This is a genomic window from Acinetobacter baylyi DSM 14961 = CIP 107474, from assembly GCF_000368685.1.
Taxonomy (GTDB): Bacteria; Pseudomonadota; Gammaproteobacteria; order Pseudomonadales; family Moraxellaceae; genus Acinetobacter; species Acinetobacter baylyi.
In genome coordinates this window covers 280,772-297,688 of record NZ_KB849623.1, presented here as the reverse complement: position 1 = coordinate 297,688, position 16,917 = coordinate 280,772, and the positions used below count along the sequence as shown (strand labels likewise).

Annotated in this window: 17 protein-coding genes and 3 tRNA genes; 13 read left to right on the top strand and 7 right to left on the bottom strand. The window is 42.9% G+C overall.

Annotated features, from left to right (window positions below; genetic code table 11):
* Positions 1-76 precede the first annotated feature (76 nt).
* The 4 genes from F952_RS01370 to F952_RS01355 all read left to right on the top strand — a co-directional run bounded on the left by F952_RS01370 (position 77) and on the right by F952_RS01355 (position 3,593).
* On the top strand, positions 77-1,384 hold the full coding sequence (locus F952_RS01370) for a tetratricopeptide repeat protein (RefSeq protein ID WP_004920495.1): 1,308 nt from the start codon (positions 77-79) through the stop codon (positions 1,382-1,384).
* A 78-nt stretch (positions 1,385-1,462) separates the two neighbouring features.
* Positions 1,463-1,789, top strand: coding sequence for a pyrimidine/purine nucleoside phosphorylase (gene ppnP, locus F952_RS01365; protein ID WP_004920494.1), 327 nt, complete (start codon positions 1,463-1,465; stop codon positions 1,787-1,789).
* A 99-nt stretch (positions 1,790-1,888) separates the two neighbouring features.
* Positions 1,889-2,635 carry a 23S rRNA (guanosine(2251)-2'-O)-methyltransferase RlmB gene (gene rlmB / locus F952_RS01360; protein WP_004920490.1) on the top strand — a complete coding sequence of 249 codons (747 nt, stop codon included), beginning with the start codon at positions 1,889-1,891 and terminating at the stop codon, positions 2,633-2,635.
* 40 nt (positions 2,636-2,675) lie between these two features.
* Complete coding sequence (locus F952_RS01355; RefSeq protein WP_004920488.1) at positions 2,676-3,593, top strand: DMT family transporter; 918 nt, start codon at positions 2,676-2,678, stop codon at positions 3,591-3,593.
* Here F952_RS01355 and coaE read toward each other — a convergent pair.
* From coaE to pilB, 4 genes are read right to left on the bottom strand one after another with little or no spacing between them, the layout of a single operon-like run.
* Positions 3,590-4,177, bottom strand: coding sequence for a dephospho-CoA kinase (coaE, locus tag F952_RS01350; RefSeq protein WP_004920482.1), 588 nt, complete (start codon positions 4,175-4,177; stop codon positions 3,590-3,592). The genes F952_RS01355 and coaE overlap by 4 nt on opposite strands.
* Before the next feature lie 5 nt (positions 4,178-4,182).
* Positions 4,183-5,043 (bottom strand): prepilin peptidase, encoded by an 861-nt coding sequence (locus F952_RS01345; RefSeq protein WP_004920478.1) that lies wholly within the window; start codon positions 5,041-5,043, stop codon positions 4,183-4,185.
* The gene (locus F952_RS01340) at positions 5,043-6,269 is read right to left on the bottom strand and encodes a type II secretion system F family protein (RefSeq protein ID WP_004920476.1); all 1,227 of its coding nucleotides are present in this window, start codon (positions 6,267-6,269) and stop codon (positions 5,043-5,045) included. The genes F952_RS01345 and F952_RS01340 overlap by 1 nt, the downstream gene beginning before the upstream one ends.
* Before the next feature lie 28 nt (positions 6,270-6,297).
* Positions 6,298-8,010, bottom strand: a complete 1,713-nt coding sequence (pilB, locus tag F952_RS01335; protein ID WP_004920473.1) for a type IV-A pilus assembly ATPase PilB — start codon at positions 8,008-8,010, stop codon at positions 6,298-6,300.
* A 264-nt stretch (positions 8,011-8,274) separates the two neighbouring features.
* On the opposite strand from pilB, the gene tpiA reads away from it, so the two are divergent.
* The 9 genes from tpiA to F952_RS01290 all read left to right on the top strand — a co-directional run bounded on the left by tpiA (position 8,275) and on the right by F952_RS01290 (position 15,646).
* Entirely contained in the window at positions 8,275-9,072 is a 798-nt protein-coding gene (tpiA, locus tag F952_RS01330; protein ID WP_004920470.1) for a triose-phosphate isomerase, read from the top strand.
* A 9-nt stretch (positions 9,073-9,081) separates the two neighbouring features.
* Entirely contained in the window at positions 9,082-9,411 is a 330-nt protein-coding gene (gene secG, locus F952_RS01325) for a preprotein translocase subunit SecG (RefSeq protein WP_004920467.1), read from the top strand.
* A 56-nt stretch (positions 9,412-9,467) separates the two neighbouring features.
* Positions 9,468-9,552, top strand: a tRNA-Leu gene (locus F952_RS01320).
* 495 nt (positions 9,553-10,047) lie between these two features.
* Positions 10,048-10,124: transfer RNA gene (locus F952_RS01315), tRNA-Met, on the top strand.
* Positions 10,125-10,211: 87 nt separating this feature from the next.
* Positions 10,212-10,288: transfer RNA gene (locus F952_RS01310), tRNA-Met, on the top strand.
* A gap of 202 nt (positions 10,289-10,490) precedes the next feature.
* Positions 10,491-11,015 carry a ribosome maturation factor RimP gene (rimP, locus tag F952_RS01305; protein WP_004920465.1) on the top strand — a complete coding sequence of 175 codons (525 nt, stop codon included), beginning with the start codon at positions 10,491-10,493 and terminating at the stop codon, positions 11,013-11,015.
* 35 nt (positions 11,016-11,050) lie between these two features.
* Positions 11,051-12,535 (top strand): transcription termination factor NusA, encoded by a 1,485-nt coding sequence (nusA, locus tag F952_RS01300; protein ID WP_004920463.1) that lies wholly within the window; start codon positions 11,051-11,053, stop codon positions 12,533-12,535.
* A gap of 10 nt (positions 12,536-12,545) precedes the next feature.
* Positions 12,546-15,245 carry a translation initiation factor IF-2 gene (gene infB, locus F952_RS01295; protein WP_004920460.1) on the top strand — a complete coding sequence of 900 codons (2,700 nt, stop codon included), beginning with the start codon at positions 12,546-12,548 and terminating at the stop codon, positions 15,243-15,245.
* Complete coding sequence (locus F952_RS01290; RefSeq protein ID WP_004920457.1) at positions 15,245-15,646, top strand: ribosome-binding factor A; 402 nt, start codon at positions 15,245-15,247, stop codon at positions 15,644-15,646. Before infB ends, F952_RS01290 begins: the two co-directional genes overlap by 1 nt.
* A 45-nt stretch (positions 15,647-15,691) precedes the next feature.
* On the opposite strand, the gene F952_RS01285 is transcribed toward F952_RS01290, so the two are convergent.
* From F952_RS01285 to F952_RS01275, 3 genes are read right to left on the bottom strand one after another with little or no spacing between them, the layout of a single operon-like run.
* Complete coding sequence (locus F952_RS01285; RefSeq protein ID WP_004920455.1) at positions 15,692-16,108, bottom strand: Na+/H+ antiporter subunit G; 417 nt, start codon at positions 16,106-16,108, stop codon at positions 15,692-15,694.
* A gap of 9 nt (positions 16,109-16,117) precedes the next feature.
* Entirely contained in the window at positions 16,118-16,393 is a 276-nt protein-coding gene (locus tag F952_RS01280; protein ID WP_004920452.1) for a monovalent cation/H+ antiporter subunit F, read from the bottom strand.
* A complete protein-coding gene (locus tag F952_RS01275; RefSeq protein WP_004920448.1) occupies positions 16,390-16,917 on the bottom strand; it encodes a Na+/H+ antiporter subunit E in 528 nt (175 codons plus the stop codon). Before F952_RS01275 ends, F952_RS01280 begins: the two co-directional genes overlap by 4 nt.

Sequence of the window (16,917 nt, the reverse complement as noted above, 5' to 3'; positions counted from 1 at the left end):
GAGAAGTTTTGGACTTGTCACAAGACATTCGTTATTCTAAGTCCAGTATAAGAATAGCAAGATTTATTAGCAAAATATGAAAATGAAACTCCCTTTGCCTAAACCCAGTACAAAAATAGCAAAAAAACCGCAACAGCTTGCGCTTCTAAACCAGCGTTTAAATCAATTGTCACAGCAATTTAAACAGGCATTGGCTCAAGAGGACTATCAACGTGCCTATGAGTGTGTACATGAGGTCATTCATCTTGTACCAGATCATCGAGTCGCTTATATGGATTTGGCATATACAGCATTAAGACTTAAACGTTTTGACGCAGCTTATCAGCATTATCAAAAAGCACTTGAATTATCTGAGAAAAATATTGATCCCAATATCTATGATGGGTTAACAGAAGTTGCTTATTTTTTGAATCAGCAGGAACAAGTGAGACACTATGGACATTTGTCACTCAAGACGAAGCAAAAACAAGTTGCGTCTGAAACGATGACCGCTTTACCACATAGCGCGCCACCGCCCATTTCAATAGAATCTCCTGAGCAAAATATTATTGCTTTTTCCTTATTTGGAGATCAGCCACGCTATTGTGAGACTGCGATCTTAAATGTGATTGAAGCCCGAAAAATTTATCCCGAATGGCGCTGCCGTTTTTACGTCGATGAGAGCGTTCCCTCCTCGGTACTAAGTCGGTTGCAACAACATGGTGCACAGCTTGTACTGGTTTCCCCAGAACAACAACAAATCTCTGGATTGTTCTGGCGATTTTTTGTGATGGATGACCCAGAAGTGAAACGTTTTCTTATCAGGGATGCTGATTCACTCATTTCGATGCGTGAACGGGAGGCTGTCGATGAGTGGTTGCAAAGTGATCGATGGTTTCATGTCATGCGCGATTATTATTCTCATACCGAACTTATCCTTGCGGGGATGTGGGGGGGCTGTACAGGCATATTTCACCAGATTGAAACAAGTATCCGCCAATATATTGCATCTGGTCGCTATTTAAATGAGCGAGTGATTGATCAGCATTTTTTACGGTATTGCATCTGGCCCACATTACAGCAGAGCGTAATCACGCATGATCGCTATCTATTTGCAGATAATGCAAGTCGCTTTCCACAAGATCGTGATCGACAGCCAGACTGGCGTATACAATATCAGCATGTGGGTATGAATGAATCTGCTGCAACGGTGAGTGTGACGGTTAATCATCCTGATGCAGTGCGTGTAAAGTGGGTACTGCTCAATCAAATGAAACAGATCGTGTGTCAATATTCTGCACAGGTTTTAAGCAATCGAAGCATAGAGATTCATCTGCCAGAAAATTATGTCGAAAAAATTCGACTCAAGGCATGGAATTTGCAAATTTATCCTTATGAAAATTGATTGATTAGTTATTTCGCCACAATTAAACTACGTCAGTCATCACCTAATATAAATGCGGCATTATTTGGAGAAGTATGCATGAGTTCAGCTCAGTTTGATCATGTCACAGTCATTAAAAAATCAAATGTTTATTTTGGCGGTTTATGCATTAGTCATACGGTTCAATTTGAAGATGGTACCAAGAAAACTTTAGGTGTGATTTTACCAACAGAACAGCCTCTTACCTTTGAAACGCATGTTCCTGAGCGCATGGAAATCATTTCAGGCGAATGCCGCGTCAAGATTGCAGACAGCACAGAAAGTGAATTGTTCCGTGCAGGCCAGTCTTTTTATGTGCCTGGCAACAGTTTATTTAAAATCGAAACAGATGAAGTGCTCGATTACGTTTGTCATTTAGAAGGCTAACTCTTCGGCTGTTAAATCAGTTAAAATAGTTGTGTTAAAAATCCTGTGAAGCTGGCTTTACAGGATTTTATTTTTTATATGCGGTTTTAGAGGTTAAACATGGCAAAACCAGAATATTACTATGGCGTTCATTCGGTGGAGTCATTGTTAGAATTAGAACCCGAACGTGTTTTAACACTGTTTACTTTAAAAGGTCGTGATGACCAGCGCTTGCAAAAGATTCTGGAGCTGGCGGAACCTTTTGGTATCAGTGTACAAAAGGCGAGTCGTGACAGTCTTGAAAAGCTGGCTGGCCTTCCTTTTCATCAGGGCGTTGTTGCTGCAGTGCGCCCTCATCCTGTACTCAATGAAAAAGATTTAGATCAGCTTTTACAAAATAATGATCAAGCATTGTTGCTCGCGCTTGATCAGGTGACCGATCCACATAATCTGGGGGCTTGCATTCGAACAGCCGCTGCGATGGGCATTGCTGCGGTGATTGTGCCACGTGATCGCTCAGCGAGTCTGACACCGACAGCACGTAAAGTTGCGGCAGGTGGGGCAGAAAAGGTCAAATTTATTCAAGTGACCAATCTGGCACGGACCTTGGCGCATATCAAAGCGCATTTTTTTGTGAAAGTGGTCGGCACCATGCTGGATGAAAAAGCACTTCCGATTCAGAAATATGATTTTTCTGGCAACGTTGCGATTGTGATGGGGGCTGAAGATACAGGTTTACGTCCAATCACACAGTCTCAATGCGATCAAACCGTTTATATTCCAATGTCAGGCAATTTGCAAAGTTTGAATGTGAGTGTCGCAGCAGGAATGGCATTATATGAGGCATGTCGTCAGCGCCTCGGCTAAAACGCTATTTCGCTTCTCTTTTGTTGCTTAAGAAGGTCTTATGTCACCGCGTTTTCAAGGTTATTGTTTTGTCGCGATAACAATGTGTATTTGGGGGGGATTTACAATTTTCTCCAGACTCAATGCGCAGTGGCATATTAGTGCCTGGGATATTGTTGCCATCCGTTTTGCAATCGCATTCTGTATTCTCATGCCGATTTTAATCTATAAAAAAGATCTGGCATTTTTATGGCAACGTGAAGCAGTCATCTTGGCGCTGATTGGTGGAATTGGATACTGTCTGACCGTTTATAGTGCGTTCTTATATGCGCCTGCGGCACATGCTGCTATTTTTTTGAATGGCTGTATCCCTTTATGTACGGCCATTGCAGCCTATATATTATTTAAGCAACCCTTCGATGGTCATACGTGGTTAAGCTTTTGCATCATGCTCGGTGCGATTACGCTCATGAGCTTTCTGATGATGCAACGAGATCATGTCAGTTTTGGTGTGGGTGATCTGCTTTTTGTTATGAGTGCTATTTGTTGGGGCGTTTTTACTGTGCTATTGAAGCAGTGGAAGCTTTCGGCGTGGCATTCTATGGCCAGTGTAGCGATCTGGTCAGCAGTAATTTATCTACCTGTTTATCTGTTGTTTTTCCCTAAGCATTTTACAGGTGTCAATCCTATACATCTGATGATTCAGGGCGTCTTTCATGGCGTGTTTGTCGTGATTATTTCGACGCTCGCCTATATTGCGGCCATTGAACGTCTGGGTGCTTTCAAAACAGGAAGTATTGTTACCTTGGCGCCATTTATTGCCGCGGTGGTTGCTGTTCCTTTATTGAATGAGCCGTTAAGTGCTTCAATCATATGCGGTCTGATCGGGATGGGAATTGGTGCTTTACAGCCATGGCGTTGGCGACTAAAAGATACCCTCACCATTGAGCTGGAGAAACAAAAGCAGAAATCTGATTAGTGATTCAGATAGTTTTCATGTAAAGCTATAAGTTGCTGATAAAGATGTTTCAAATGCCCATCATTGAGGACGATATCATCGGCACGTTGTTGTTTTTCAGCTCTTGGCATTTGTGCCGCAATAATCTTTTGAATCTGCTGGATGGATTGACCATCTCGTTGGCTGGCACGTGCAATTTGAATTTCTTCACTAGCATCAATCAGTAAGTTGCGATCTGTCAGTTCGTGCTGATTAGTTTCAAATAAGAGTGGAGAAACCAGAATGACATACGGGCTTGTGGCAGCATTGAGTTGTTCAATAATAGACTTTCGAATGATGGGATGGGTAATAGCTTCAAGCGTATGCCGTGATTCTGGTGACTGAAAAATATGCTCTCTTAATGCGCGGCGATTCAGACTTCCATCTGCTTGTAACACCCAGTCACCAAACGCTGTAGCAATCTCTTTGAGTGCAGGTTGCCCGACATCGACCACTTCACGCGCCACAATGTCGGCATCTACTACCTGTATGCCTTGCTTTTCAAACCATTGGCTTGCAGCAGATTTACCGCTACCAATCCCACCGGTCAGGCCCACAATAAACATGATCCTTAGCCTCCCAGGTAGACTTTCATAATCTGATCGCCCCACAAAAATGCAATCCAACCTGCAATCGCGATATAGGGACCAAATGCAAAAGGCTGATTTTCCTGACGCTTACGTAGCAAAATGATACCAATAATGGCGCCGACGCAGGATGACAAGAGCACGATCAATGGCAGCATCATGGGTCCCATCCATGCTCCTAGAGCCGCGAGTAATTTAAAATCGCCATAGCCCATGCCTTCTTTTTTGGTAATCAGCTTAAAAATGTAATACACAATCCAGAGGCAAAGGAAGCCCACAATATAACCCCAAATCGCTTGAGTGGGGGAAACATAGATTGTGAAGCTATTTACAGCTAACCCTAATCCTGCAAGTGTCAGGGTAAAACGATCAGGTAGAAGCTGGGTATCAAAGTCAATAAAGGTCAGCGCAATCAATATCCAGGTCAGCACTAAACCGAAAAGCATGTGTAGTGTCGCACCAAATACCACAACCACCAGCAGCGAACAAAGCATGGTCAGTAACTCAACCAGCGGATAACGACTACTGATGGAAGCTTTGCATGACTGACATTTACCACGTAGAAATAACCAACTGATTAATGGAATATTTTGATACCAGCGGATAGGAGTATGACAGTGTGGACAAGTTGAAGCAGGGTAACTGAGCGTTAACTTTTCACTTTCGATGAGTGGCTGATCTGGATGTAATATCATCTGACATTCTTGTTTCCATTCTTGTTCCATCATTTTGGGTGTGCGAAAAATCACAACATTGAGAAAGCTTCCTATACATAGACTTAAAATACCTACAAGACAATATAAAGCAGTTAAATTTTCAGAAAAATAACGAATGAAGTCAGACATTAAACCACAGAGCCCATTTGGAAAATTGGAAGATACATTGCAATAACCAGTCCACCGACTAAAATGCCCAAAATCGCCATAATCAGCGGTTCCATCATGGAGGTAAGGCCATCGACCGCATGATCGACTTCACTTTCATAATAATTTGCGACTTTATCCAGCATTTCATCGAGTGCTCCAGATTCTTCACCAATCGCTACCATTTGGATAGCCATGGTTGGAAAACGATTGGATACGCGCATAGCGAAGTTAAGTTGTTGTCCAGTTGATACATCTTCTCGGATTTTAAGCACTGCCTGTTCATAAACAGTATTATTCGTGGCACCTGCGGTAGAGGCCAGCGCATCAATGAGTGGTACACCTGCAGCAAAAGTTGTGGCCAAAGTGCGACTGTATCGGGCAATGATTGCCTTGTAGACCAGATCACCAACAATGGGCAATCGGAGAACCAAACGATCAAGTTGATCGCGAAAGCGTTTACTGCGTTTTCTAGCTTCCAGGAAACCTGCAATTGCAGCCCCAATCACCAGAATTAAAATAAACCAGTAATCTTGCATCCAGTTTGACATATTGACCACCAGTTGCGTAAAAGCAGGTAAATCTGCACCAAATGATGTAAATAAGTCTTTAAATACAGGGACAACCTTTACCATCAAAATAATGGTTACCACAATCGCAACTACAATGACGGTGGCAGGATATTTCATGGCTTTTTTAATTTTTTGCTTAAGAACTTCACTTTTTTCTTTATAGACGGCCACACGGTCTAGCATAATTTCAAGAGAACCCGACTGCTCCCCTGATTCAATGAGGGAACAGAATAAGTTATCAAAATACTGGGGATACTTGCGTAAAGCACCAGCAAAGGTATTGCCGCCTTCAACTTCATTTTTTAAGCCAAGCACTACATCGCGCATGGCTGGGTTTTCTAACCCTTCTGCTACAATTTCAAATGCTTGTACCAATGGAACACCTGCCTTCATCATGGTGGCAAGTTGACGAGTAAAAATGGCAATATCGAGTGGTTTGACTTTCTTTTTAAGTAAACCTTCAAAAATATTTTTACGTTTTTCACGTATGGTGCGAATCGTAATGCCTTGTTTTCGCAAAGTGACTTTGGCCAATGCCATATTGCGTGCAGGTAATTCCCCTTTTAACTTGATGCCTTTACGGTCGACACCTTCATAAGCAAATACTGGCATTACTTGCGTTTTTTTTGCTGCCATTTGGTTATCCTTATTTTGAGACTTTGCATTATTCACTGGTTACACGATTAATTTCCTGTAACGAGGTGACCCCCTGCATCACTTTTTTCAGACCCGACCGACGTAAATTATTGAACCCCAATGTTTCGGCTGTTGCGGCAATTTCTAGCGCATTACCATCTTCCATAATAATTTTTGATATTTCTGGTGTAATTTTCATGACTTCGTAAATCCCCACACGGCCTTTATAGCCTTCGCGACAGTCATGACACCCTACAGGCTCAAAAATCTGAAATTCTGGTTGAGCTAAATCTTCTGGCGTAAAGCCCATTTCCAGCAAACTTCGCTCTGGAACCTGAATCGGTCGTTTGCACTGGCTGCATAAACGCCTAGCAAGACGTTGTGCGATCACCAGATTCACTGAGGTTGCAATATTAAAAGAAGCAACGCCCATATTTCTGAGTCGAGTCAGTGTTTCTGCTGCATTATTGGTATGCAACGTCGACATGACCAAATGACCTGTTTGAGCTGCTTTAATGGCGATCTCAGCGGTTTCCAGATCACGTATTTCCCCGACCATAATAATATCAGGATCCTGACGTAAAAAGGATCTTAATGCAGCAGCAAATGTCAGTCCAACCTTTGGATTGACATTGACCTGATTGACGCCTTCGAGATTGATTTCTACTGGATCTTCTGCTGTGGAAATATTGGCATGTTCGGTATTGAGTATATTTAAGCCTGTATATAAAGATACGGTTTTACCTGAACCCGTTGGTCCCGTAATTAGAAGCATCCCTTGCGGTTTGTTTAAAGCCTCCATAAATAGTGCTTTTTGCTCGGGTTCATAACCGAGTGCATCAATACCGAGCATGGCACTGGCTGGATCAAGAATCCGAAGAACAATTTTTTCCCCAAATAATGTCGGCAAAGAATTGACCCGAAAATCAATGGTTTTACTTTTAGACATTTTGAGTTTAATACGGCCATCTTGCGGAACACGTTTTTCCGAAATATCCATTTGTGACATGACTTTCAAACGTGAGGCCAGTCGTGTTGCCAGTTGCAGGGGAGGTGTTGCAATCAACCGCAGTACACCATCTACCCGATAACGGACCCGATAGCTTTTCTCATAGGGCTCAAAGTGTAAATCCGAAGCACTCATGCGTATCGCATCAATCAGTAACTTATTAATGTATTTAACAATAGGTGCTTCGTCTTTAAGTTTGTCATCCTCATCGTCGTCATCCGTTGTATGTGGATCGACTTCAACATCCAGATCAAGCTCTTCTGTATCAAAATTAAAATGAGTTTCCTCAACAAAATGTTCTGAAAGCAATCGCTCTAATTTGTCATGTTCAACAATAATTGGTTCAACTTTGAGCTTGCTATTAAATCGAATCGCATCCATTGCCTCAATGTTGGTTGGATTACTGGTTGCGACATACAACACATGCCCGCGATGCACCAATGGCATGATTCGATATTTCTGGATCAGTTTTTCATCAATTTTATCTTTTAAAAATAAAGCGGGATCAAAAACACCCAGATCAAGTAATGGTTCTCCAAACTCTAAAGAAATGATTTCTGCAATGGTGAGTGGAGAGATTGAAAAATTATCAATCAAGTAGGGCACAATATCTTGTTTAAATTTTTTTGCTTTTTCCAAAGCCTGCTGCATATTTTGTGCATTCACATAGCCTTCTTCGACTAAACGCCGAATAAACCCCGAAAACTTAGGTGGTGTTGTAAATGCTGACATTAGACCGCCTTGTGATTCTGATATCATTATAATTTGTATATAGAAAATTATACGGGGCTTATGGAAAAATTCTACCCTTGCGACATGACTTTCGATACATCGGAGAGGTTAATTTGTTACTTGACGTGCAGAGATGAACTGTAATAAATATCAATTTAGTCATAAATTCACTTCGGTGAATAAGAAGGGTGTGAAAAGAAAACGTTCTAATTTTGCCAAAAACCCGTGTAGAATGTGCTGCATTTTCGATGAAAGGTTAGCAATATGTCGGGCTCGACTATTATTCCTTGGGTTGTCGGCAATTGGAAAATGAATCCTAAACAATCTGATGCCATTCAACTTGTACAACAATTTAAAGATTTATTAAAGCAGCAACCTATTTCTGAGCAGTATTGTCATGTGGGTGTTGCACCTATAGCCATCGCATTGACAACAATTCAAAGCGAACTGGCAACGGCAAACCGTCAAGTTGCGACGGTTGCGCAAGATGTTTCTCGTTTTGCTGGTACAGGTGCTTATACAGGTGAAATAAGTGCCGAATTGCTGACAGATAGCCAAATTCGATATGTCCTGATTGGACATTCTGAGCGTCGTGACTTACTTGGTGATCATGTTGAAATTTTAAAAGCAAAACTAAGCCATGCCTTAAATGCAGGAATGACAGTCATTTATTGTGTAGGTGAAAGTCTTGAACAGCGTGAACAAGGTTTGGCTGAGCAGATTGTGTTGCAGCAAATCTGTGATATTGCACCTGTAGTGAGTGCCGAGCAGTGGCAGCATCAAATCGTCATTGCTTATGAACCGATCTGGGCCATCGGTACAGGCCGTACTGCATCACCAGAAGATGCGCAAGCCATTCATGCCAAAATTCGTGAAGGTTTATGTCAGATTACCCCAGCAGGCTCTCAAATTGCATTACTTTATGGTGGTAGTGTCAAGCCAGAAAATGCGGTAGAGTTGGCGGCTTGTCCAGATATTAATGGGGCATTGGTTGGCGGAGCATCACTCAATGCTGAGTCATTTTATAAAATTGCTCAAGCATTTGCCCAAACGCAACAATAGGAGTTCAGCATGCATACGTTTGTATTGGTTGTACATATCATTTTGGCTGTACTAATTATTGGTCTCGTGTTGATTCAACACGGTAAAGGTGCTGATGCCGGTGCATCTTTTGGTGGTGGCGGTGCTGCAACTGTATTTGGTGCTTCAGGTTCAGGCAACTTCCTGACCCGTGTCACCGCAGTCTTAACCGCATTGTTTTTTGTGACCAGTTTGAGTTTGGCAGTCTTTGCAAAAAAACAAACCACAGATGCTTATAGCCTAAAATCTGTACAAACAACGAACTCAGCTCCTGCATCAACGCCTGAAACTTCACCAAATGCACCTAAGTCGAGTCAATAATTTAAAATTGCTCTTTATTTTTGTGTAGGAAGCGACTAGAATTCCTGCCACAAGCTGCGGTGGTGGTGGAATTGGTAGACACGCTACCTTGAGGTGGTAGTGCTTTCGGGCGTGGGGGTTCAAGTCCCCCCTTCCGCACCAATAATTCAAGCAATTCAATTATTGGTGTATGCAGCAGTTGATGGAAGCGCATTGAATGCGATCATCCAGAGATTAAAAAAGGTATCTTTCATAAGATGCCTTTTTTTGTTTGTGCGAATTAAAAATATGACTTTAATTTCTGGTTAAATGTTGATCAAGTGATGATGCATCGTTCAACAATGTGTAACTTGGTCTGATGTGTTGCTCATCAAAATAGATCAAAGCTCGAAATAGCTCCAAACAACGTCAACGCCAAGAAAAGTTTCGTTTACTGGATGAAAGGTCGCGATTTTGGGTGTAAATTGCGCGGTATTGTTCGTTAATTGGACGTTCAGTAGGTATGAAGCTGAATAATCAGAATCATTGGTTGACAGGGTGGGCTTAACTCTCTATAGTTCGCTTCACCAGAAAAGTTGCACTGTTTGTGAGACACACAGCAGGCTAAGATGTTAAAAATCTTGGTGCAAACTTTTTGCCACACGAAGTGTGTGTCGATGCGGGATGGAGCAGTCTGGTAGCTCGTCGGGCTCATAACCCGAAGGTCGTTGGTTCAAATCCAGCTCCCGCTACCATTTTCAATTTGAGTTGCAAAATCAGATTGGAGCATTGGTTGAAAGATTGACTTTTTTCAATGAATGTATATAATATTTGCACGTTGATGCGGGATGGAGCAGTCTGGTAGCTCGTCGGGCTCATAACCCGAAGGTCGTTGGTTCAAATCCAGCTCCCGCTACCAAGTTTCTAAGAGGGCTCACAGATAGGTGGGCCTTTTTGCACAGTGGATTTTAGGTTGCTGTGCAAAATATAGGGGCGATTAACGCCCTTTTTTATTGGCTATCGTGTAGTGTCGACATCAATTGGTCAAATAGTCATGCTTCACTATAGTAAGTCTGAATCGGTCTAAAGACCGATTGAATCGCACAAAATGACGAGAGTAAATGAAGTTATCAAACAAAACCCAAGCACTCCATGATCTAATCGCTCCTGCAGTGCAAGCCTGTGACGTGAATCTTTGGGGAATTGAATTTATTCCACAAGGCAAGCGCTCATTATTGCGTATTTTTATTGACAAGCCCGTAGATGAGACTGCTGAACCTGTTTTAAATGAAGACGGGGAAACTGAGCTCGGACGTGGTATTGGCGTTCAGGACTGTGTTCGTGTCACCCAGCAAGTGGGTGCCATCTTGGACGTTCATGATCCGATTTCAGGTGAGTATGCACTTGAAGTTTCATCGCCAGGTTGGGATCGACCATTTTTCCAGCTTGAACAAATGTCTGCATATATCGGACAACAAGTCGCTCTGAGATTAATTAGCGCTGTCGAAAATCGTCGTAAGTTCCAAGCAAAACTGTTGCTCGTAGATCTTGAAAATGAAATGATTCAAGTAGAAGTGGACGGTAAGCATGTGCTTGAGATTGATAGTCATAATATCGACAAAGCAAATTTGATCTATCAGGACTAAATTCATTTAAATTAATAAGAATCTGTAGGTGACTTATGAGCCGTGAAATTCTTACCGTTGTAGAAACGGTTAGTAATGAAAAAGGTGTTAGTCGTGAAGCGATCTTCGAAGCGCTGGAACAAGCTCTTGTTGCGGCAACGAAGAAAAAATTCTACGAAGGCACAAATGCAGAAGAAGCACAATTACGTGTAGAAATTGACCGCAAAACAGGTGATTACCGCACGTTCCGTCAGTGGACACTTGTTGCGGATGAAGATCATGAAATGCCAGCATGCCAAGACGCGATTTCTGATGTTGATGCATCAAAATGGTCAATTGGTGATGTGCGTGAGCTTGAAGTAGAGTCGATCGAATTTGGTCGTATTGCAGCACAAATTGCCAAGCAAGTGATTGTACAGAAAATTCGTGAAGCAGAACGCGCATTAATTGCCGATGCTTACGAATCAAAAGTGGGTGAGCTGATTTACGGTGAAGTGAAAAAGCAAACCAAAGATGGTTTCATCATTGATCTTGGTGACAATGCGGAAGCGTATCTGGCACGTGAAGAGATGATTGCAAAAGAAATTTTGCGTCCAAAACAACGTATGAATGCAATTTTATACAGTGTCAATCGTGAAGGTCGTGGTGCGCAATTGTTATTGTCGCGCGCGCGTCCTGAAATGTTAATGGCATTGATGAAGAAAGAAATTCCAGAAATTTCTGAAGAAATCATTGAGATCAAGGCTGCTGCGCGTCAACCAGGTGTGCGTGCCAAAATTGCGGTGAAAACCAACGATCATCGTATCGATCCAGTCGGTGCGTGTATTGGTATGCGTGGTACACGTATTCAAGCAGTTCAGCAAGAACTCAATGGTGAGCGTATTGATGTGGTGGTGTGGTCAGATGATCCAGCACAGTATATCGCAAGCGCACTTGAACCTGCGGATGTGTCGGGAATTGTACTTGATGAAGATACACGCAGTGCTGACATTATTTTTGCTACCAATGATCAGCTAGCTCGCGCTATTGGATCACAAGGTCAAAATGTTCGTCTTGCTTCAGAATTAACTGGCTATAAACTCGACATGATGCTTGAAGAAGAGTATCGTGCTCGTCAGCAAAATGAAGCGCAGCAATATCTGGATATGTTTGTAACACGTCTGGATATTGAAGAAGATCTCGCAATGGCACTGGTTGAAATGGGCTTTACTTCACTTGAAGAAATTGCTTATGTGCCACCAGAAACATTTGACGAAATCGAACTTGATCAGGAACTGGTTGAGTTATTGCAAAGTCGTGCAAAAGAAGCAGCATTAACAGATGCATTAAAACAGCAAGAAAATGTTCAGGAACCAAGTGTTGAGCTCCTTGCAATGGCAGGAATGACACAAGAACTGGCATATGCTCTTGCAGCACGTGGTGTCGTGACAGTTGATGACTTGGCTGATCAGGCTACTGATGATATTTCTGATATCGAAGGGCTTAGTGAAGAGAAAGCGGGTCAACTGATCATGAAAGCACGCGAATCATGGTTTAATTAGGAGGTAATACATGACGGACAAGTCGATTAAAGAGTTAGCACTCAGTGTAGGTCGTCCTGTAGAAAAGCTCCTTGAACAGGTTCGTGAAGCAGGTCTGCCACAACGTACAGCAAATGACATTATCACCACTGAACAGCAAGACACCCTAGTGAATCATTTGAAAAAGATTCATGGGCAAGAAAGTGGTGCAGGAAAAATCACGTTGAAACGTAAAACTACCAGTACGGCAAAAGTGGCGAGTACATCAGGCAAAGCCAAAACCATTAACGTAGAAGTTCGTAAAAAACATACGTTTACCAAGCCAAATCCAGAACAAATTGCTGCTGAAGCGAAAGCGCGTCAGGAAACTGAAGAGCGTACACGTCCTCAGGAACAACCACGTCAGGCGCCTCAACAGCAAATGCGTGATGAGTCTGAGAACAAAGCGCAGGCTACTTTAAATGCCATGCGTGCAGCGCAGCAAAAAGAAACAGCAAAAACGACTTCAACCACAACAGAAGTTGTTGTGAAAAGAAAGTCAACCAACAAGCCAATTAAACCTGTCAATGTAAAACAGGTGGAAACGGCTGAGCAACGTAAAGCACGTGAAGCAGAAGCAGCGAAGCTAAAAGCGGTTGAAGAAACAGCACGTCGTAAAGCGGCTGAAGAAGCACAGCAACGTACGCTTGAACAAATGCGTAAAATGGCATCTAAGTATTCAACTGAAGAAACAGGTGCCACCATCCGTGTGATTGATGATTCTCCTTTGGCAGCAGGTCTTGTAGGCCAAGCTTATGAAGATTCTTTCAATCAGGAAGACCGTGAGATCAAGCGTGGTGGTGCAACCAATCCACGTGGTCAGAAGAAAGGCGGCCGTAATAACCAAGAAGAGCAAAGTTTTAAATCACATCACAAACGTGGTTTAAAAACTAGCCAAGCCAACAAGCATGGTTTTGAAAAACCTGTTAAAAAACAGGTATACGATGTTGAAATTGGTTCAACCATTGTGGTTGCCGATCTTGCTCAAAAGATGGCGATTAAAGTTCGCGAAGTAATCAAAACCCTGATGAAAATGGGTGAATTGGTTACTCAAAACCAATCGATTGATCAAGATACCGCTGCACTTGTAGTGGAAGAAATGGGTCATAATCCAATTCTGGTGTCTGATACTCAGGCGGAAGATAACTTGCTTGAAGCGGCTGAAGAAGCACGTGGCGAGCAAACAACGCGTCCTCCTGTTGTAACAATTATGGGTCACGTTGACCATGGTAAGACATCATTACTTGACCGTATCCGTCGCTCTAAAGTGGCTGCGGGTGAGGCAGGTGGGATCACTCAGCATATTGGTGCATATCACGTTGAAACAGATAAAGGAATCATTACATTCCTTGATACACCGGGGCACGCGGCATTTACTGCAATGCGTTCACGTGGTGCGAAAGCAACGGATATCGTGGTTTTGGTCGTTGCAGCTGATGATGGTGTCATGCCACAAACAGCTGAAGCAATTGATCATGCGCGTGCAGCAGGAACTCCAATTATTGTTGCCATCAACAAAATGGATAAAGAATCTGCTGATCCAGATCGCGTATTGAATGAATTGACGACCAAACAGATCGTACCTGAACAATGGGGTGGTGATGTTCCAGTCGCAATGGTATCGGCGCATTCGGGTCAAGGTATCGATGAACTTCTAGACTTGATTCTGATTCAATCAGAGTTGATGGAATTGAAAGCATCTGGTGAAGGTGCTGCGCAAGGTGTTGTGATTGAAGCACGTGTCGACAAAGGTCGTGGTGCAGTAACCTCGATTCTGGTTCAAAACGGTACATTGAACATTGGTGACCTTGTTCTTGCAGGTTCATCATATGGTCGTGTCCGTGCGATGTCAGATGAGAATGGCCAGCCAATTAAATCGGCAGGTCCATCTATTCCAGTGGAAATTCTGGGCTTACCAGATGCACCAATGGCGGGTGACGAAGTTCTTGTGGTGAATGACGAGAAGAAAGCACGTGAAGTGGCTGATGCGCGTGCAGACCGTGAGCGTCAAAAACGTATTGAGCGTCAAAGCGCAATGCGTCTTGAAAACATCATGGCATCAATGGGCAAAAAAGATGTTCCAACTGTCAATGTGGTGTTGAAGGCAGACGTACGCGGTACGCTTGAAGCCTTAACTGCGGCATTGAATGAATTATCGATGGACGAGGTTCGTGTCCGTGTGATCAGTTCAGGCGTTGGTGCGATCACAGAGTCTGATGTAACGCTTGCAGAATCGTCTGAAGCAGTATTGCTTGGCTTTAACGTTCGTGCCGATACAACAGCGCGTCAGAAGAGCGATCAAGACGGCATCGATATTCGTTACTACAGCATCATTTATGAATTGATTGATGATGTGAAGAATGCCATGAGCGGTAAGCTTGCACCTGAACATCGTGAAACCATCTTGGGTGTTGCTGAAGTACGTGAAGTATTCCACTCAAGTAAATTTGGTGCAGCAGCGGGCTGTATGGTACTTGAAGGTATGTTACATCGTAACAAGCCGATTCGCGTATTGCGTGATGACGTGGTGGTGTTCCAGGGTGAGCTTGAATCTCTTCGTCGTTATAAAGAAGTCGTGGAAGAAGTTCGTGCGGGTATGGAATGTGGTCTTGCAGTAAAAGGCTATAAAGACATCAAAGCGAAAGACAAGATCGAAGTGTATGATGTTCAATTGATTAAACGGAGTCTTTAATGGCGGGTAGCCAACGCTTAAAGCGAATGGCGGATTCAGTACAACGTGAGTTGTCTGAACTGATCCGTCAGGAGCTCAAAGATCCTCGCTTAGGGGGTCTGGTGACCATCTCTGCAGTGAAAGTCAGTGCAGACATGGGATATGCTGAAGTTTATGTCACTGTGATGGGGCGTGAGCTAGGTGATGAACAAAGTGAAGCAGCAAATAAAGAAACTTTAGATGTCTTAAATAAAGCGTCTGGTTTCTTGCGTCATGAACTAAGCCGTCGCATTAAAACTCGTATTACGCCACGTTTGCGTTTTCACTACGATAAAACCAATGCCTATGGCAACTATATGTTTGGTTTGATTGAAAAGGCAGTGCAAGATCTGCCAGAGCAGTCATCTGAAGATAAGTCTTAAGCCATATAAAAAGCCACCTGCGGGTGGCTTTTTATATGTAGTCATTTATTGATCTGTTGGTGGATCTGAACGTTGATGGCTTTGATTCAGACTACGACGGCGGTTTAGAAATGAATAACGATCCCAAGGAAGTGGACGGTTTAGGCTTTCAGGAACTTCACCACTTAATGATCTTAAGCGTAAATGCAGTGCTGCTTGTGCCATCAGATTGGCCGAAACCGGTGCTGTAATAAAGGCCAGCAAAGTAATCAACAACTCTGCAAAACCAAAACGGCCATGAAAAGCAGAATAAATAATTGAAGCAATTAAAAAGCTACCCAGTCCCAGTGTGCTCGACTTGGTAGGCGCATGCAAACGCATAAATAAATCAGGCAGACGGATCAGGCCAATACCACCGACTAGAGTAAAAAATGCACCTAAAATCAGAAAGATGGATACCAAAATTTCCATAATCAATTGCATAATAGCCTCCTAGTCAATTACATGACCCGTTGTAAAATAACGGGCCAGTGCTGCGGTAGATACAAAACCAAGCATGGCAATCAGCAAGGCACCTTCAAACAGATTGGTGGTGGCCCAGTAAATTCCAAGTACGATCACTAAACAGGTTGCATTTAAAAAGAGTGTATCTAGTGCCAGTAGCCGATCAATGACTGAGGGACCAAGGACTAAGCGGATCAGACACATAAACATCGAAATCGTAATGGCAATCAAGCAGATGCCTAATGCGTATGGAAGAATGGTCATTTAGGATCTCCTTGATTTACATCAACATCAAAGATGGCAATTAATGGTGCTTCATAACGGTTTTTAATCTCTTGAATATCGAGTTCGGTATTCTCGGTACTCAGTGAATGTACCAAAATATCACCACGTTCCTGATCAATACCTGCCGAGACGGTTCCAGGTGTGGTGGTAATGATCATTGCCAGAATACTATTGACCTGTTCATGTTGCGTTTCAAGCGGTACTCGATACCATTTAGGATGTAAGTGCTCAGTTGGCCCTAAAACAAGTTTGGCCACCCGAATATTGGAAACCACAATATCCCAGAGTACGATAAAGATCAGTTTGATCGCGGGGTTCCAGTGGATGTGGGGTGTTCTGGTAATAAAAGGGCGAACCAAGCGTGGAATAAAAACTCCCAAGAGAATTGCAAGTAAAAGATTTGCAAATTCAAGGCTATGTGCCAGCATAAGCCAGCTTAGAGCAATAATCACCGAAACAAAAGGATGTGGAAACCAGCGCTCAATAAAGGAATGCTTACTCAT

Coding starts and splice junctions, on each gene's coding strand:
- F952_RS01370 (WP_004920495.1), top strand. CDS start 77: ATGAAAATGAAACTCCCTTTGCCTAAACCCAGTACAAAAATAGCAAAA.
- ppnP (WP_004920494.1), top strand. CDS start 1,463: ATGAGTTCAGCTCAGTTTGATCATGTCACAGTCATTAAAAAATCAAAT.
- rlmB (WP_004920490.1), top strand. CDS start 1,889: ATGGCAAAACCAGAATATTACTATGGCGTTCATTCGGTGGAGTCATTG.
- F952_RS01355 (WP_004920488.1), top strand. CDS start 2,676: ATGTCACCGCGTTTTCAAGGTTATTGTTTTGTCGCGATAACAATGTGT.
- coaE (WP_004920482.1), bottom strand. CDS start 4,177: ATGTTTATTGTGGGCCTGACCGGTGGGATTGGTAGCGGTAAATCTGCT.
- F952_RS01345 (WP_004920478.1), bottom strand. CDS start 5,043: ATGTCTGACTTCATTCGTTATTTTTCTGAAAATTTAACTGCTTTATAT.
- F952_RS01340 (WP_004920476.1), bottom strand. CDS start 6,269: ATGGCAGCAAAAAAAACGCAAGTAATGCCAGTATTTGCTTATGAAGGT.
- pilB (WP_004920473.1), bottom strand. CDS start 8,010: ATGTCAGCATTTACAACACCACCTAAGTTTTCGGGGTTTATTCGGCGT.
- tpiA (WP_004920470.1), top strand. CDS start 8,275: ATGTCGGGCTCGACTATTATTCCTTGGGTTGTCGGCAATTGGAAAATG.
- secG (WP_004920467.1), top strand. CDS start 9,082: ATGCATACGTTTGTATTGGTTGTACATATCATTTTGGCTGTACTAATT.
- rimP (WP_004920465.1), top strand. CDS start 10,491: ATGAAGTTATCAAACAAAACCCAAGCACTCCATGATCTAATCGCTCCT.
- nusA (WP_004920463.1), top strand. CDS start 11,051: ATGAGCCGTGAAATTCTTACCGTTGTAGAAACGGTTAGTAATGAAAAA.
- infB (WP_004920460.1), top strand. CDS start 12,546: ATGACGGACAAGTCGATTAAAGAGTTAGCACTCAGTGTAGGTCGTCCT.
- F952_RS01290 (WP_004920457.1), top strand. CDS start 15,245: ATGGCGGGTAGCCAACGCTTAAAGCGAATGGCGGATTCAGTACAACGT.
- F952_RS01285 (WP_004920455.1), bottom strand. CDS start 16,108: ATGCAATTGATTATGGAAATTTTGGTATCCATCTTTCTGATTTTAGGT.
- F952_RS01280 (WP_004920452.1), bottom strand. CDS start 16,393: ATGACCATTCTTCCATACGCATTAGGCATCTGCTTGATTGCCATTACG.
- F952_RS01275 (WP_004920448.1), bottom strand. CDS start 16,917: ATGAGTAAGCATTCCTTTATTGAGCGCTGGTTTCCACATCCTTTTGTT.